Raw genomic sequence first — 16015 nt, forward strand, 5'->3', positions numbered from 1 at the left:
CGCCGCGAAACCGCTCAGAGGCCGAGGCCGCGCAGGTCGGCCACCACGCCGTCGCGTTCGGCGGCGTACAGGCGCCAGATCACGCGCAGTCCCTGCAGGCTGCCGGGGCCGTCGGTGAGCGGGGTGGCGCCGCTGTCCAGGCAGTCGATGAAGTGGACCAGCTCGCCGCCGAGGTGCTTGGAGTCGGCCGGCACGGTCATCAGCACCTCGGCGTTCGCCGGGTCGGGGGACAGCCGGCCGGACAGGCCGCCGCGGGGAGCCTCGCCAGGCCAGGCGTGGTGGGCGTAGAGCACGCCGCGGGTGAGGTCGGCTTCGAGCATGCCGCCGGCGCAGTGCGCGTGGATGGCGTACCCGTGGCGGGTGGCGCGTGCGCCCCAGGTGCCGAAGTGGTAGCCGAGCGCGCCGCTGGCGAACTCGAGCACCGCGTTGCTGGTGCCCTCCCATTCCATCCAGGGCGTGCCGCGGCGGGTGCCGGTGTGCGTGCCGCGGACCGGTTCGCCGAGCATCCACAGCAGCAGGTCGACGTAGTGGCAGCCGTGGCTGAACAGCTGCCCGCCGCCGAGCCGGGCGGCGGAGCGGATCCAGTGCCCCTCGGGGTGTTCGGTGTGCTGTTCGGTGAAGATGGAGACCTGGAAGACCTCGCCGAGCGCTTCGCCGGCGACGAGCTCCCGCAGCCGCGCGACGAGCGGGTGGAAGCGCATCGGGTACGCGGTCATCAGCTGCCGCCCGGTCGTGCGGGCGGTCTCGATGAGCTCCAGGCACTGCTGCTCGGTGACCGCCATGGGCTTTTCCATGAGCACGTGCTTGCCGGCCCGCAGGCAGGTCATGCCCATCTCGTGGTGCAGGTCGTGCGGGGTGACGATGAGGCAGGCGTCGGCCTCGTCGAGCAGTTCGGTGTAGTCGGTGACCGCGCGCGGTGCGCCGAGCGCCTTGGCGGCGTGCTGGGCGCGTTCGAGGACGACGTCGGCGGTGCCGATGACGGTGACGCGGTCGCCGAGGTCGGCGAAGACCTGCTGGTGGGCGTCTTCCATGTCGCCGCATCCGACGACGGCCAGGCGGTGGGTGGTCACTGGGCTCTCCTTCAGAAGCTGGTGCGCGCGACGTCGACGACCGTGCCGTCGGGGTCGACCACGGGGATGGCGCGCCACTTGTCGAACGTGGTGCAGGGGTGCGAGATGCCGAACCGGACCAGGTCGCTGACGGCCAGCGCGGTGGAGGGCGGGACAGCCAGGTAGGCGTGCTGGTCGTTGACCGCGGTGACGACAGTGGACGCAAGCGGCTCGCACCCGCCGCCGGGGGTGCGCCGCATCTGCGGTACCGGCAGGCCGGCGTCCGCCGAGGCGTCCCGGCGGCCGAGGCCGGCGATGGCCAGGCCGGGCTCCGGCCGGGACAGCACCGGTGCCCACACGTGCAGCGCCTCGCGCAACCGGGGCGCCTCCCGGCCGCCCGCGCCGAACGGTGACAGCGCGTGGTAGCTGCCGGCGTCGTGGGTGACGTAACAGCCGCTGCGCAGCACGGTGCGGAACGCGGTGCCGGCCAGCGCCCGCGGCAGCAGCCGGACCACCCGGTCGAAGTAGGCGCTGCCGCCGACCGTGGCGATCGGCTCGGTGCCGGCCAGCCCGGCGGCGTCGATCGCCCCGCACAGGCCGGCGACGCGGCCCAGCAGGGTGTCGACCCGGGCGAGGCCCGCGGCGAGGTCGGGTTCGTCGATGATGCCTTCGAACGCGGCGACGCCGGCCAGCACCGCCGGACCGGCGGCGATGCGGCGGGCCAGGGCGAGTGCCTGTCCGTCGTCGCGCAGGCCGGTGCGCCCGCCGGTGACGCCGAGCTCCACCAGCACCCGCAGCCGGGCCAGGCGGGCGGGTGCGAGGCCGCCGAGGAGGGCGGCCAGCGCTTCGGGCGAGTCGGCGTAGCAGTACACCTCGATGTCCGCCCGGCCGGCCAGCAGCCGGTCGAGCAGGGCCAGCGAGCCGGCGTCCACCACCTGGTTGGCGATCAGGATGCGGGGTACGCCGGACGAGGCCAGCACGCCGGCCTGCCAGGCCGTCGCCGCGGTGACCGCCCACGCGCCGAGGTCCAGCTGGCGGCCGATCAGCTGCGGCGACATGGTGGTCTTGCCGTGCGGCGCGAGCAGCACGCCGTGCGCCGCGCAGTAGCCGGCCATCGTGGTGAGGTTGTGGCTGAGGGCCGCGGCGTCGAGTACCGCGGTGGGCAGCGGGAACGTGCCGTCGAAGAGGTTGGCGCCGATCGGGTCGGTGCCGGGCGGGAGGCCCTTGGGCGGGTCAGCGGCCACGGCGCAGCACCTTTCCCGGCCGGGCGGCGCCGACCGTGCCGTCACGTACCACAATCTGGCCGGCGACCACGACGAGCGCGATCCCCGCCGGCGCGCGCCGGGGTGCGGCGAAGGTCGCGCGGTCCATGACCGCTTCGGGGTCGAAGGCGACGAGGTCGGCGGCGGCGCCGGCGGCGATGAGGCCGCGGTCGGTGAGGCCGAGTCGCCGGGCCGGCGCGAGGGTCATCTTGCGCACCGCGGCGGGCAGGCCGAGCAGCCGCGTGTACCGGCCGAGCACGCGCGGGAACGTGCCGAACGCGCGCGGGTGCGTCAGGTCCGCGCCGGCCAGCGGCAGCGCGTTGCCGTCGGAGCCGACGATCGACAGCGGGTGCGCGAGGAACGCGGTCATGTCGGCTTCGGTGCGGTAGTGGAGTACGACCTGGACGGCGTCGCCGAGCTCGGCGCACAGGTCGAACATGACCTGTTCGGGCGGCGCGTGCCGGCCGGCGGCGATGGCCGCGATGCTCTGCCCGTTGAGGTGGTGGTGTGGGCCGGCGGCGGTGACGGTGACCCGTTCCCAGTGCCAAGGGATGCCGCCGAAGAAGCCTTCGCGGACGGCGTCGAGCGCGCGGGCGCGCCAGGCCGGGTCGGCGGCGTTGGCCCGCAGGGCGGCGCTGCCGCCGTCCTGCACCCACGGCGGCAGGTACTGGATCAGGGCGGAGGAGGAGGCGTCGTAGGGGTAGACGTCGAAGGCGACGTCGAGGCCCTCGGCTTGGGCGGTGTCGAAGCGGTCGAGGGCGTCGGCGGCGCGCCCCCAGTAGTCGGGGTCGTTGAGCGCGAGGTGGGAGAACTGGAGCCGGCCGCCGGCCGCCCGGGCGGTGCTGATGGCTTCGTCGATCGCGTCCAGCTCGCGGCCGGCGGCGGCGCGCGCGTGGGTGGCGTACAGGGCGTCGTGCCGGGCGCAGACCCGCACCAGCGCGGTGACCTCGGCGGCGTCGCCGAGCGCGGACGGTGTGTGGGTGAGCCCGGTGGACATGCCGTACGCGCCGGCGGCCAGCGCGGCGTCGAGCAGGCGGCACATGCGCTCGAGGTCGCCGGCGGTGGCGGGCGCGTACGGGTCGGCCATCGCGGCGATGCGCAGCGCGCTGTGGCCGGCCAGGGCGGCGACGTTGAGGGCCGGGCGGGCGGCCTGCAGCGCGGCGGCGTACCCGCCGAAGTCGGTCCACTGTGGAGTAGTTGGCCGGTCGCCGAGCCGGGCCAGGTGGTCGCGCAGGTCTGCCCGCCGGTCGGGGTGCACGGGGAAGGCGGAGAAGCCGCAGTTGCCGACGACCTCGGTGGTCACGCCCTGCAGCACCTTGCTCTGCCCGGCCGGGTCGTGCAGCAGGCTGACGTCGGAGTGGGTGTGGATGTCGACGAAGCCGGGCGCGAGGACCAGCCCGCTCAGATCGAGAGTGCGGGCGGCCGACGGTGGGCGCCCGGTGTCGCCGAGGTACCGGATCCGGCCGCCGGACAGCCCGACGTCGAGGCGGCGCGGCTCGCCGCCGGTACCGTCCACAGTGGTCGCGCCGCGCAGGAGCAGGTCCAGGTCCGGGCTCATGACGCCGCCCGCACAGTCAGGTCAGCGCTTCGCCCACCCGCTTGCAGGTCTCGACAAGCCGCGCGCCGATCGTCGCGAGCATCTCGTCGGTCATCCGCGGCGTCGGCGCGGACACGCTGATCGCCGCCACCGGCCGCCCCGCACTGTCCAGGATGGACGATGCCACGCAGCGGGAGCCGACCTCGTTCTCCTCGTCGTCGATCGCGTACCCCTGGGCCCGGAAGTGGGGCAGGTCGGCCACCAGCGCGTCGGCGGAGCGCAGCGTGTTCGGCGTGAGCGGCGACCAGTCCGCCTCGGCGAGCTGCTCGCGCACCTCCTGCTCGGGCATCGCGGCGAGGATGGTCTTGCCGAGCGCGGTGGTGTGGATGTTGTCGCGCAGCGCGATCTGCACCGTCGTGCGCAGTCGCTGGACGCTCTCGATCGCGTCCAGGTACACCACCTGGCCGTGGCTGACCACGCCGAGGTTGACGGTCTCGCCGAACTCCTCGCTCAGCGCCTGCATGGCCGGGCGGGCCAGCCGGACCAGGTCGGTGGAGTTGCGGGCGGCGCGGCTCAGGCCGTACAGGGCGGGGCCGAGCGAGTACTCGCGGCGCACCTCGTCGCGCACCACGTAGCCGCGCTGGTCCAGCGTCTTGAGGATGCGGTAGGCGGCGGGCTTGGTCACGCCGGTCTGCTGGCACAGGTGCGCCACCGTGCACGGCGCGTCGGTGGCCATCCGGTCGAGGATGTCCAGTGCCTTGGCGAGGACGTTGACCTCGTCGGAGCGCCGTTCGTTGGTCACGGTCGCTGAGCTCCGTCCCGTCGGTTCCGCGATGGGGACTGATTGTACGTACTGCGGACATCCACCCGCCCCCCTCATTGCCTAGTCCGCTTCGCGGAACTAGATTTCGGCTAGCGTACATGATCAAGGCGGGTGGTCGATCATGAGAATTGGGCTAGGCGGCATCTGGCAGGAGACCAACACCTTCGCGCCCCGACCCACGACCTGGGAAGACTTTCACCGGTACCAGCTTTTCGAGGGCCCGGAGCTGGTCGCCTCGCTGGCCGGCACCGGCACCGAGCTGGGCGGCGCGATCGCTGCCGCGCGCGAGCACCGGGTCCAGCCGGTCGGGCTGCTGTTCGGCGCCGCGCTGCCGGCCGGGACCGTGCGGCGGGACGCGTTCGAGCGAATGCTGCGCACGCTGGTCGAGCGGACCCGCGCCGCGCCGGCGCTGGACGGCCTGGTGCTCTCGCTGCACGGCGCGATGGTGGTCGACGGGCACGCCGACCCGGAGGCGGAGATCGTGGCCGCGCTGCGCGCCGTGCTCGGCGACCTGCCGATCGGCGTCACCCTCGACTACCACGCCAACGTCGGCCCGGCGCTGGCCCGCAGCACCGACGTGCTGTGCGGGTACCGCAGCTATCCGCACGTCGACATGGCCGAGCGCGGCGCGGAGGCGCTGCGTCTCGTGGTCCGGATGGCCCGCTCCGGCGCCCGCCCGGACCGGCACCTGGTCAAGCTGCCGCTGCTGACCATCCCGCACGCGCAGGAGGACGCCGCCGCGCCGATGCGGCAGCTGCTGGCCGCCGCCGACGCGCTGCGCGCCGACGCGGACGTGTGGGCGGCCAGCGTGCTGCCCGGCTTCGCCTACGCCGAGACCGACCGGCTCGGCTTCACCGTCTACGTGGCGGCCGGCGACCGCGCGGCACGGCGGGCCCGCGAGCTGGCCGCGATGGTGTGGGACCGGCGGGCCGAGTTCGCCGCGCCGCTGGTCAGTCCCGACCAGGCGGCGCTCGCGGCGACCGCGGCGCCGTACCCGGTGGTCCTCGTCGACGTCGCCGACAACGTGGGCGGCGGCTCGCCCGGCGACGGCACCGCGCTGCTGCACGCCCTGGCCCACGCGCGGGCCACCGGTGCGGTCGCCGTCCTCTGGGACCCGGCCGCGGTGGCCCGGGCGCACGAGGAGGGCGGGGCGTCGCTGTCGCTGCCGGTGGGCGGGCACAGCGACCCGCGGATGGGACCGCCCTACCCGGCCGCCGGCCCGGTGCGCCGGTACGGCCCGGTCAGCTACCTGCGCACCGGCTCGTACATGCGCGGCCAGCGCGTGGACATGGGGCGGGTCGCGGTGGTCGAGGACCGGATCGGGCAGATCGTGCTGACCGAGCGGCGGGTGGTGCCGTTCGACGACGACCACCTGGCCGCGGTCGGCGTGCGCCCGCGCGGCGCCCGCGCGATCGTCGCCAAGGGTGCGATCGCCTGGAAGGCGGCCTTCGACGGGTACGCCGCCCGGGCCGTCTACGCCCGCACGCCCGGCTACTGCCCGGCCTCCGTCGACCAGCTCGACTACCGGTCGCGGCCGCAACCGCTGTACCCGCTGGAGCGCGATCCGGGCTGGGAGGCCAAGGTGAGCGCGGCGCTCTCGCCGCCGTGATCAGGCGATTCGTCCTGGTCACGAGTTGGTTGCGGCGACGATCAAGGCGATCCGAACGATTGACAGGCCGCGAGCATGATCCCTAACGTGTCCGCATAGCAGAATCGGAGTCCGCAATGCGGACCCGGTGACAGAGGAGTCGCACATGCCTGGTGACACAACAGCGGGGCGGGGGCAGCTCAACCGGCGTAACCTTCTGCGAATCGGCGCGCTTGCGGGCGCGGGCACTTTTGTCGGCCTCCCGCTGCTGGGGGCCTGTTCGGTCGATGACGGCTCGGGTTCGGATTCCGGTTCGGGATCCGGCGCCGGTGGCGAGAAGGTGATCGGCAACGGGATCACCGAGAAGAAGCAGCTGGCCCCGTTCGACTTCAACGGCCCCGCGGGGGAGAAGCCCGACCTGCCCAAGCGGATCGCCTGGGCGAACACCTCCGACGCGGAGTTCTTCCTGCAGATCACCCGGGCCATCGAGTCCGCGGCCACCGCCCGCGGCCTGGAGTTCGCCACCGCGATCGCCAACGACGACTCGGCCAAGAACATCGAGCAGATCGAGACGTTCCTGCAGCGCGGCATCGCGGCGCTGTGCATCCAGCCGCTGGACGCCAACGCCCAGGCGCCGCTGATGAAGCGGGCGATCGAGGCCGGCGCGGCGGTGCTGTCGCTGGTCACCCCGCCGAGCACCTCGCAGGTGGTGGCCGACCAGTACAAGGTCGGCAACGCGCAGGGCCTGGCGGCGGCCAAGTACATCACCGAGAAGCTCGGCGGCAAGGCCAACGTCGTCTACTTCAACACCGACACCATCGAGGTGCTCAAGGCCCGCCACCAGGGCGCGCTGGACGGGCTGAAGACCGCCGGGCCGGGTATGAAGATCGTCTCCGACATCCAGCCGCCGGCGATCACGCAGGACGGCGGGTTCAAGGCGATGAACACCATCCTGCAGGCCAACCCGGACGTGAACGTCATCGTCGGCGGCGACACCTACTGCCTCGGCGCGCTGTCCGCGCTGCAGGCGGCCGGCAAGGCCCGCCCGGACATGTACCTGTCCGGCATCGACGGCGACGAGCAGGCGCTCGCGGAGATCCGCAAGGGCGGCGCCTACAAGGCCAGCTTCGCCTTCGCCTACCCGCTGATGGGGTACGCGTGGGGCCAGTTCGCCGCGGACTGGCTGGAGGGCAAGCCGATCCCGCAGGTCATGCAGTTCAACGCGATCGAGCTCAACTCGGCCGCCACCATCGACAAGTACCAGGCGGACATGAAGGCCGTCGCGGAGACCTGGAAGAACTCCGCTGAGTACTTCACCATGCTCGGTTCGATCCGCTACCAGGATCGCGAGCAGTTCATCAACTACGCCGCCTGAGTCTGGCGAGGGGGTCGAGTTGTCGATCGCGTCCGCGGCGGCCAACCGCCGATATCTGGTACCCGGGGAACCCAGCCGGCGCACAGGGCTCGCCCTGCTCTGCGTCGTCCTGGTCGCCTACTTCGGAATCTCGTTCGACAACTTCTTCACCGTCTCCAATGGACTGACGATCCTGATGAACGTCTCCGCGATCGCGATCGCCGCGATCGGCGCGATGTTCCTGCTCGTCTCCGGAAACGTGGACCTGTCCATCGGCGGCCAGTACGCGCTGATCTCCGTGATCACCGCACAGTTCGCCAAGGACTCCGGAAACGTGGTGCTGGCGGTCGCGGTCGGGCTGCTGGCCGGCCTGCTGCTCGGCCTGACCAACGGCATCCTCGTGCGGTACATGAAGATCTCCCCGCTCATCGTGACGCTGGGCACGATGGCGGTCTTCAAAGGACTGGCGTACCTGGTCAGCGAGGGCCGCTCGGTCTTCGGCTTCTCCGACGCGTTCATCTTCCTCGGCCGGGCCCGGATCAACGAGGTGCCGCTGCCGGTCATCATCGCGGCGGTACTCTTCGTCGCCGGCGGGTTCTGGCTGCTGCGCACCCCGGGCGGCCTGCGCCTGTTCGCGATCGGCGGCAACGCGCAGGCGGCCCGGCTCACCGGCGTCAACGTCGACTGGGTGATCGTGCGCCTGTACGTGCTCAACGGCCTGCTGATGGGTGTCGTGGCCGTGCTCACCACGGCCCGGCTGGGCAGCGGCACCCCGCAGATCGGCACCTCGTTCGAGCTGGATGTGCTCACCGCGGTGATCCTCGGCGGGGTCGGCTTCGCCGGCGGCAGCGGCCACCCGGCCGGCGTCTTCGTCGGCGTCGCCACCATCGGCGTGCTCAGCTCCGGGCTGATCTTCGCCGGGCTGGAAGACTGGTGGCAGCAGATCAGCAAGGGCCTGGTGCTGCTGCTGGCCCTGGGCGCCGACCAGATCGCCGAGCACCGCCGGGCCCGGTCGGCACGCCGCGAGGCGCCGGCCGAACCGGAACCGGTATCCGGGGCACCGCCAACGCCGGCGGCCGACGAGTACGGCCTCGACCGCGACCCCGACCACCGGCCCGGTGCGGTGGTGCTCAAGGTCGAAGGGCTGTCCCGCCGATTCGGCGCGGTCTTCGCCCTGCGCGACGGCACCTTCTCGGTCCGCGCCGGCGAGGTGGTCTGCCTGGTCGGCGACAACGGCGCCGGCAAGTCCACCCTGATCAAGCTGATCTCCGGGGTGCACCGCCCGGACTCCGGCCGCATCGAGCTGGACGGCGCGCCGGTCGACTTCGGCGGCCCGATCGACGCCCGCCGCGCCGGGATCGAGACCGTTCACCAGGACCTGGCGGTCTGCCCCAACCTCGGGGTGGCGCACAACCTGATCCTCGGCGACGAGCCGCGCCGCCGGCTGTTCGGGTTCATCCCGGTGCGCGACGACGCCGCCGCGCTGGCCCGCACCCGGCAGCGGCTGGCCTCACTCGGCATCACACTCAACGACCTGAACCGCTCCGTCGGGCGGCTCTCCGGCGGCCAGCGCCAGTCGGTCGCCATCGCGCGGGCCATGAAGGACGGCGTCAAGCTGGTCATCCTGGACGAGCCGACCGCCGCGCTGGGCGTCACGCAGACCCGCAACGTGCTGCGGATCGCCCGCCAGGCGGCGGACAACGGCGCCGGCGTGATCCTGATCAGCCACGACATCCGGACGGTGTTCGCCGTCGCGGACCGGGTCGTGGTGCTGCGGCTGGGCCGGGTCGTCTACGACGACACCATCGAGCAGGTCACCCACACCAGGCTGCTGCACCTGATGGCCGGCCTGGAAGCTCCCGAGGGGACACTGGCATGACCGTCGACGACTTCGACCTCACCGGCAGGAGGGTCCTGGTCACCGGCGGCGGGGACGGGCTCGGCCGGCAGATGACCGAGGCGTTCGTGGACGCCGGCGCCGAGGTGGTGATCTGCGGGCGGCGGCCCGAGCCGCTGCGGCGCACCGCCGGACAGCTGGGGGACCGGGTCATCCCGGTACGCGCCGACGTCACCGACCCCGCCGACCTGGACGCGCTGGTGGCCGCCGCCGGCGACATCGACGTGCTGGTCAACAACGCCGGCCTGGCGCACCGCGCGCCCTGGCAGGACGTCCGCTCCGAGGACTGGCGCTGGATCATGACGCTGAACGTGGAAGCGCCGTTCTGGCTCTTCCAGCGGTTCGTACCCGGCATGATCGAGCGCGGCTGGGGCCGGGTCATCAACGTCGCCTCGGTCTACGGCGTCGTCGGCGGCGACGCCTCCCGCTATCCCGGCATCGACCTGGACATCGCCTCGTACTTCGCCAGCAAGCACGCGCTCGTCGGGCTCACCCGCTTCCTGGCCGCGCAGGTCGGGCCGACCGGGGTGACCGTCAACGCGCTGTGCCCCGGCATGTTTCCCAGCCCCGCCAACGACGACGCGCTGCAACCCGAGGTGATCGCCGCGCTGGAGCAGGGCACGCCCATGCGCCGGCTGGGCACCGACCGGGAGCTGCGCTCGGCGGTGCTGTTCCTGGCCGCCCCGGCGTCCTCGTTCGTCACCGGGCAGAGCCTCGTGGTCGACGGCGGATGGACGGTCTGGTGACCCCCTCCCTAGGAGTACCAATGCCTTTCCACGCCTCGCGAAAACGGATCGAGGAAGCCTCCGCGCTGGTCGCCGGCGGCGTCAACAGCGCCTTCCGGCTGGGGATCGCCCCGCACCCGCTGGTCTTCACCGACGCGGACGGCCCCATCCTGACCGACCTGGACGGAAACCGCCTCATCGACTACTTCCTCGGCATGGGCCCGATGCTGCTCGGGCACCGGCCCGCGCCGGTGGTCGAGGCGGCCCGCGCCCAGCTCGACCGCAGCATCCTGGTCGCCGGGCAGACCGAGCTGGAGTACGCCGCCGCCCGGCTGCTGGCCGACCTCGTACCGTCGGCGGAACTGGTCCGCTTTTCCGTCTCCGGCAGCGAGGCGGTGCAGGCCGCGCTGCGGGTCGCGCGGGCGGTCACCGGCCGGTCCACTGTGGTCAAGTTCGAGGGGCACTACCACGGCTGGTTCGACAACGTGCTGTGGAGCGTTGCCCCGGATCCGGACGAGGCCGGCCCGGTCGAGGCGCCGGTACCGGTGGCCGGCTCCGCGGGCCAGCAGCCGGCCGTCGACGTCGAGGTGCTGCCCTGGAACACGCCGGAGCCCCTCGCGGCGCGCCTGGCAGCCGGCGACGTCGCTGCGGTGATCATGGAACCGGTGATGTTCAACAACGCCGGCATCCTTCCCCGGCCCGGCTACCTCGAAGCGGTACGGCAGGCCTGCGACGCCACCGGCACGCTGCTGATCTTCGACGAGGTGATCACCGGGTTCCGGGTCGCTCCCGGCGGCGCCCAGCAGCTGTACGGGGTGACCCCCGACCTCACCATCCTCGGCAAGGCCCTGGCCAACGGCTTCCCGGTGGCGGCCCTGGTCGGCCGCCGCGAGCCGATGAGCGTGCTGGCCGGGCCGGTGCTGCACGGCGGCACCTACAACACCCAGTCGGTGGCGATGGCCGCCACCCTGGCCACGCTCACCGAGATCGCCGGCGGGGAGCCGTACCGGCGGATCGCCGCCACCGGCGGCCGGCTCATGGAGGGGCTGCGCAAGCAGTTCGCCGACGCCGGCGTCGAGGCGCAGGTCGTCGGCTTCCCCGCCGTGTTCCAGGTGCGGTTCGACACCGGGCAGCCGCGCGAGTACCGGGAGGCGCTGCGCGCCGACCGGGCCGGGTACGTGCGGTTCGCCGCCCGCCTGCTCGCGCACGGGGTGCGGGTGCTGCCGCGCGGCACCTGGTTCGTGTCCACCGCGCACGAGGACGGGCACGTCGACCAGACGCTCGCCGCCGTGCGCGCCGTCCTCGCCGAGGGGAAGTGACGTGAAGATCGTCGACATCCGGGCGACCGCGGTGACCGTGCCGCTGCGCCGCCCGCTGCGCTGGTCGTTCGGCGTGGAGGTGTCCACGACCCGCACCATCGTCGAGCTGATCACCGACGAGGGCCTGGTCGGGGTCGGCGAGACCCGCGGCGGCGACGAGGTCGTCGAGGCGCTGCGCCTGCACCGCGACATCTACATCGGGCAGGACCCCACCGAGGTCGGCCGGATCGCCCGCCGCTTCGGCATCTTCCGGATGACCAGCGAGCAGCTCGCCCTCGTCGGCGCCGCCAAGCTCGCCGGCGCGGCGGTCGAGATGGCCTGCTGGGACCTGCTCGGCAAGGCCCTCGGCAAGCGCTGCGGCGACCTGTGGGGCGGCGTGGCCACGGAACGGGTCGAGTTCGCCGCCTATGTCTTCTACCGGTACGAGTCGATGACCGACGTCGGCCGCGGCGACAGCGTCGAGGACGCCGCCGACCACGCCCAGGAACTGTTCGACACGCACGGGTTCCGCGACATCAAGTTCAAGAACGGGGTCCTGCCTCCGGAGCAGGAGATCGCCAGCGTGCGGCTGATGCGCGACCGGCTCGGCGACCGGCTGCGCTACCTGCGCATCGACCCCAACGCGGTGTGGTCGGTGGAGACCAGCATCCGGGTGCTGCACGCGGTCTACGACTACGGCCTGGAGTTCTGCGAGGACCCGACCTGGGGCATCGAGGGCATGTCGCTGGTCCGCGAGCGCACGCCGGTACCGCTGGCGACAAACATGTGCTGCGTCGCGTTCGAGCAGATCCCGCTCGCGGTGCGGCAGCGGGCCGTCGACGTCATCCTCGGCGACGTGCACTTCTGGGGCGGCCCCACCGCCGTGCTCCAGCTCGCCAAGATCTGCGAGACCTTCAACCTCGGCCTCGGCATGCACAGCGACCGCGAGCTGGGCATCTCCACCGCCGCGGTGCTGCACCTGGCCTCGGCCGAGACGATGCTCAGCCACACCGCCGACTCGCACCTGCCGGAGCAGGCCGACGACATCATCACCACCCCGTTCACGTTCCGCGACGGCTGCCTGGACGTGCCGGCCGGGCCCGGCCTCGGCGTCGAGATCGACCAGGACAAGCTGCGCTTCTACGCCGAGCACCACCGCAAGGTCGGCGAGGGCAGCGAGTTCGCCGACGCCGCGCAGGCCGGTTTCCGGGCGAAGTTTCCGAGGTTCTGATGGGGGTCGCGCTGGTCACGGGTGCCGCCGGCGGCATCGGCCGCCGGATCGCCGCGCGCCTGGCCGCCGACGGCGCGGCGGTGGCGGTCAACCACCTGCCCGGCGAGGAGCCGGCAGCCGAGGCGCTGGTCGCGGAGATCACCGCCGCCGGCGGGCGGGCTGCCGCCGTCGTGGCCGACGTGAGCGATCCACTTCAGGTCAGAGCGATGATCGACACGGTACGGGAGCGGCTGGGCCCGGTCACCGCACTGGTCTGCAACGCGGCCACCTCGGTCGCCGCCGTGCGAGACTGGCACACGCTCACCGCCGCCGACTGGCAGCGGGTACTGGCCGTCAACGTCACCGGCGCGTTCCTCTGCGTCCAGGCGGCCTACCCGGACCTGGCCGCCGCCGGCGACGGCGCGGTCGTGGTGATGTCGTCGGTCACGCCGCTGATCGGGCGCACCGGCAACCTGCACTACGTCACCTCCAAGGCCGCGCTCATCGGGTTCACCCGGGCGCTGGCCCGCGAGGTCGGCCCGGACGGCGTACGGGTCAACGCGATCGCGCCCGGCGCCATCCGCACCCCGGACGAGGCGGTCTACGGCGACCCGGACGAGCTGGCCGCCACGATGGCCGCGCTGCAGTCCCTGCGCCGCCGCGGCGAACCCGACGACGTCGCCGCCGTCACGAGCTTCCTGCTTGGCCCCGACGCCGCCTTCCTCACCGGCCAGCTGCTGGTCGTCGACGGCGGGTGGGTGATGCACTGATGGCAGCAGCCAGAGTCGCGGTCGCCAGCATCATCCAGGAAACCAACACGTTCGCCGCCCAACCCTCCACACTGGACGACTTCACCGCGCAGGGGCTGTGGGTCGGCGCCGAGGCGGCCGAGCGGTCCGCCGGCACCAACACCGAGATCGCCGGCGCGCTGGCCCGGATCGCCGCCGGCGGCGCCGAGGCGGTACCGGTCGTGCGCGCCTGGGCGATGTCCAGCGGGGTGCTGGACCGCCACGCGTTCACGTACCTGCGCGGCCTGCTCTTCGACGGCCTGGTCGCCGCCGGGCCGGTGGACGCGCTGGTGCTGTGCCTGCACGGCGCGCTGGTCGCCGACGGTGAGCCGGCCGCGGACGCCGCCCTGGTCGAGGCCGCCCGCTCGGTGCTACGGCCCGGCACGCCGCTGGTCGTCACCCACGACCTGCACGCCAACGTCACCGCGCGCCTCACCCGCCAGGTCGACGCGCTGGCCGGCTTCCGCACCTACCCGCACGTCGACCAGGGCGACACCGGCCGGCGCGGCGCGGTGCTCGCGCTGCGGATGCTCGACGAGGGCCTGCGCCCGGGCACCGCGCTGGCCAAGCGGCCGATGCTGGTACCGGCCGAGTCGCAGGCCATCGCCGACCCGCCGATGGCCGCGCTGCGCCGCCTCGCCGACGAGGCGACCGGCGGGCCGATCCTCGACGTGTCGGTGTTTCCCGTACAGCCCTGGCTCGACGTGCCCGAGCTCGGCTTCGGCGTCAGCGTCACCCACGCCGGCGACCCGAAGGCCGGGCAGGCCGTCGCCGACACGGTCGCCGCCGCGGCCTGGGAGCGGCGCGGCGAGTTCGCCGTACACCCGGTCCCGGTCGCCGAGGCGGTGGCGTCGGTACCGGCGCGCACCGGCCGCGGACCGGTGCTGCTGGTCCAGTCCGCCGACTCGCCCACCGCCGGCGCCGCCGCCGACAGCGCCACCGTCATCGCCGCCCTGCTCGACCGGCCGGGGCGCATCCGCTCGTACGCCACCGTCGTGGACGCACCCGCCGTGGCCTGCTGCCATCTGGCCGGTACCGGCGCCGCCGTCGACACCCCGGTCGGCGCCACGGTCGACCCGCGGTGGTCCAAGCCGGTACGGCTCACCGGCACGGTGACCCGGCTCGGCGCGGAGGCGGTCACCCTCACCGGCGCGGCGATGACCGGGCAGGAGGTCGGCATCGGCCGCTGGGCCACAGTGGACACCGGTACCGGGCTGACCGTGCTGGTCACCGAGCGGCCGGCGCCGACGTTCGACCCGGCCGGGTACCGCCACGCCGGCCTGGAGCCGGCCGACGCCGACGCGGTCGTGGTTCGCTCCGCCACCCTCTACCGGGCCGGCTACAACGGCGGCTACGCCGAGGCGATCCTGCTCGACCTGCCTGGCGCCAGCACCCCGCGCCTGGACTACCTGGACTTCCGGCACGCACCCCGCCCGCTGTACCCGATCGACGGAGGTGCCCGGTGACCGCGCCGCTGGTGCTGGAGGACAACCGTGTCCCGGTGTACTACGCCGGCGGCGCGGGCATCGACGAGTTCCGGGGCATCTCGGGCACCACCGGCCCGGAGGACTGGGTGGGGTCGCTGACCGCGCTGCCGGCCGCCATCCTCCCGCCCGGCCACCCCGCCGACACCGGCGTCTCCCGCACCGCGCGCGGCTCCCTGGCCGACCTCGTCGCCGCCGACCCCGCCGGCTGGCTGGGGGAGCGGCTGGCCGCCGCGTTCGACGGCCACAGTGGACTGCTGGTCAAGCTGCTCGACGCCGGCGAGCGGCTGCCGGTGCACTGCCACCCCGGCCGCGGCTTCGCCCGGCGGCACCTGGGCAGCATGTTCGGCAAGACCGAAGGCTGGATCGTGCTGGCCGCCACGCCCGACGCCCGGGTGTGGCTCGGCCTGCGCGACCGCGTCGACCGGGCGGACCTGCGCGCCTGGATCGACGGCCAGGACACCGCCGCCATGCTCGCCGCGATGAACGAGCTCACCGTCCACCCCGGCCAGGTGCTGTACGTACCGGCCGGGCTGCCGCACGCGATCGGACCCGGCGTCATGATCACCGAGCTGCAGGAGCCGACCTCGTTTTCGGTGCTGGCCGACCACACCGCCTTCGGCGTCGGCGCCGACGCCGCGACCCTCGGCGTTGGCTGGGACCTGGCCCTGTCCTGCTTCGACCTGGGCGGCTACGCCGGCCGCCTCGACGAGCTGCTGCCCGTCCCGCGCCCCGTCGTCCCCGGCGTCACCAGCCTGTTCGCGCCGGCGGCCGACGAGTTCTTCCGGGCCTGGCTGGTCGAGTGCGCGGACGCGGTCACGCTGCCCGAGCCGGGTTTCGCGGTCGTCGTCGTCACCGGCGGCCGCGGCGAACTGCGCTGGTCCGGCGGCGCCATGCCGGTCACCCGCGGCCGCACCCTCGTCGTGCCGGCCGCCGCCGGACCGCTTCAGTTCCGTGGCCAGGTGACCGCGATCGTCTGCCGGCCGCCGGAGGTGTGAAC

The 16015-nt window shown here is 73.5% G+C and carries 13 protein-coding genes; 9 read left to right on the forward strand and 4 right to left on the reverse strand.

What is annotated here, in order from left to right; translation table 11 throughout:
- Positions 1-14: 14 nt before the first annotated feature.
- From Phou_RS37100 to Phou_RS37115, 4 genes are read right to left on the reverse strand one after another with little or no spacing between them, the layout of a single operon-like run.
- Positions 15-1070 carry a Gfo/Idh/MocA family protein gene (locus Phou_RS37100; RefSeq protein WP_173066116.1) on the reverse strand — a complete coding sequence of 352 codons (1056 nt, stop codon included), beginning with the start codon at positions 1068-1070 and terminating at the stop codon, positions 15-17.
- Between the two features lie 11 nt (positions 1071-1081).
- Positions 1082-2293, reverse strand: coding sequence for a type III PLP-dependent enzyme domain-containing protein (locus tag Phou_RS37105; RefSeq protein ID WP_173066119.1), 1212 nt, complete (start codon positions 2291-2293; stop codon positions 1082-1084).
- Positions 2283-3869, reverse strand: coding sequence for an N-acyl-D-amino-acid deacylase family protein (locus tag Phou_RS37110; RefSeq protein ID WP_173066122.1), 1587 nt, complete (start codon positions 3867-3869; stop codon positions 2283-2285). Before Phou_RS37110 ends, Phou_RS37105 begins: the two co-directional genes overlap by 11 nt.
- Positions 3870-3885: 16 nt before the next feature.
- Complete coding sequence (locus tag Phou_RS37115) at positions 3886-4650, reverse strand: IclR family transcriptional regulator (protein WP_173066126.1); 765 nt, start codon at positions 4648-4650, stop codon at positions 3886-3888.
- Between the two features lie 142 nt (positions 4651-4792).
- Here Phou_RS37115 and Phou_RS37120 point away from each other — a divergent pair, with 142 nt between their 5' ends.
- The 9 genes from Phou_RS37120 (at position 4793) to Phou_RS37160 (ending at position 16013) form a co-directional block, all read left to right on the forward strand.
- Entirely contained in the window at positions 4793-6280 is a 1488-nt protein-coding gene (locus Phou_RS37120; protein ID WP_173066130.1) for a M81 family metallopeptidase, read from the forward strand.
- A 145-nt stretch (positions 6281-6425) separates the two neighbouring features.
- Positions 6426-7634 (forward strand): sugar ABC transporter substrate-binding protein, encoded by a 1209-nt coding sequence (locus tag Phou_RS37125; RefSeq protein WP_173066133.1) that lies wholly within the window; start codon positions 6426-6428, stop codon positions 7632-7634.
- Between the two features lie 19 nt (positions 7635-7653).
- Positions 7654-9492 carry an ABC transporter permease subunit gene (locus Phou_RS37130; protein ID WP_173066136.1) on the forward strand — a complete coding sequence of 613 codons (1839 nt, stop codon included), beginning with the start codon at positions 7654-7656 and terminating at the stop codon, positions 9490-9492.
- Positions 9489-10256: an SDR family NAD(P)-dependent oxidoreductase gene (locus tag Phou_RS37135; protein ID WP_173066139.1), complete on the forward strand. Its 768-nt coding sequence runs from the start codon at positions 9489-9491 to the stop codon at positions 10254-10256. The genes Phou_RS37130 and Phou_RS37135 overlap by 4 nt, the downstream gene beginning before the upstream one ends.
- 20 nt (positions 10257-10276) lie before the next feature.
- Complete coding sequence (locus Phou_RS37140; RefSeq protein ID WP_173066142.1) at positions 10277-11554, forward strand: aspartate aminotransferase family protein; 1278 nt, start codon at positions 10277-10279, stop codon at positions 11552-11554.
- Position 11555: 1 nt separating this feature from the next.
- On the forward strand, positions 11556-12764 hold the full coding sequence (locus Phou_RS37145) for an enolase C-terminal domain-like protein (protein WP_173066145.1): 1209 nt from the start codon (positions 11556-11558) through the stop codon (positions 12762-12764).
- Positions 12764-13513 carry an SDR family NAD(P)-dependent oxidoreductase gene (locus Phou_RS37150; RefSeq protein WP_173066148.1) on the forward strand — a complete coding sequence of 250 codons (750 nt, stop codon included), beginning with the start codon at positions 12764-12766 and terminating at the stop codon, positions 13511-13513. The genes Phou_RS37145 and Phou_RS37150 overlap by 1 nt, the downstream gene beginning before the upstream one ends.
- Positions 13513-14997 carry a M81 family metallopeptidase gene (locus Phou_RS37155; protein WP_173066151.1) on the forward strand — a complete coding sequence of 495 codons (1485 nt, stop codon included), beginning with the start codon at positions 13513-13515 and terminating at the stop codon, positions 14995-14997. The genes Phou_RS37150 and Phou_RS37155 overlap by 1 nt, the downstream gene beginning before the upstream one ends.
- Complete coding sequence (locus tag Phou_RS37160) at positions 14994-16013, forward strand: class I mannose-6-phosphate isomerase (RefSeq protein ID WP_173066154.1); 1020 nt, start codon at positions 14994-14996, stop codon at positions 16011-16013. The genes Phou_RS37155 and Phou_RS37160 overlap by 4 nt, the downstream gene beginning before the upstream one ends.
- The last annotated feature ends 2 nt before the right edge of the window (positions 16014-16015 follow it).

Source organism: Phytohabitans houttuyneae, from assembly GCF_011764425.1.
Classification (GTDB): domain Bacteria; phylum Actinomycetota; class Actinomycetes; order Mycobacteriales; family Micromonosporaceae; genus Phytohabitans; species Phytohabitans houttuyneae.

Coding starts and splice junctions, on each gene's coding strand:
- Phou_RS37110 (WP_173066122.1), bottom strand. CDS start 3,869: ATGAGCCCGGACCTGGACCTGCTCCTGCGCGGCGCGACCACTGTGGAC.
- Phou_RS37120 (WP_173066130.1), top strand. CDS start 4,793: ATGAGAATTGGGCTAGGCGGCATCTGGCAGGAGACCAACACCTTCGCG.
- Phou_RS37125 (WP_173066133.1), top strand. CDS start 6,426: ATGCCTGGTGACACAACAGCGGGGCGGGGGCAGCTCAACCGGCGTAAC.
- Phou_RS37135 (WP_173066139.1), top strand. CDS start 9,489: ATGACCGTCGACGACTTCGACCTCACCGGCAGGAGGGTCCTGGTCACC.
- Phou_RS37140 (WP_173066142.1), top strand. CDS start 10,277: ATGCCTTTCCACGCCTCGCGAAAACGGATCGAGGAAGCCTCCGCGCTG.
- Phou_RS37150 (WP_173066148.1), top strand. CDS start 12,764: ATGGGGGTCGCGCTGGTCACGGGTGCCGCCGGCGGCATCGGCCGCCGG.
- Phou_RS37155 (WP_173066151.1), top strand. CDS start 13,513: ATGGCAGCAGCCAGAGTCGCGGTCGCCAGCATCATCCAGGAAACCAAC.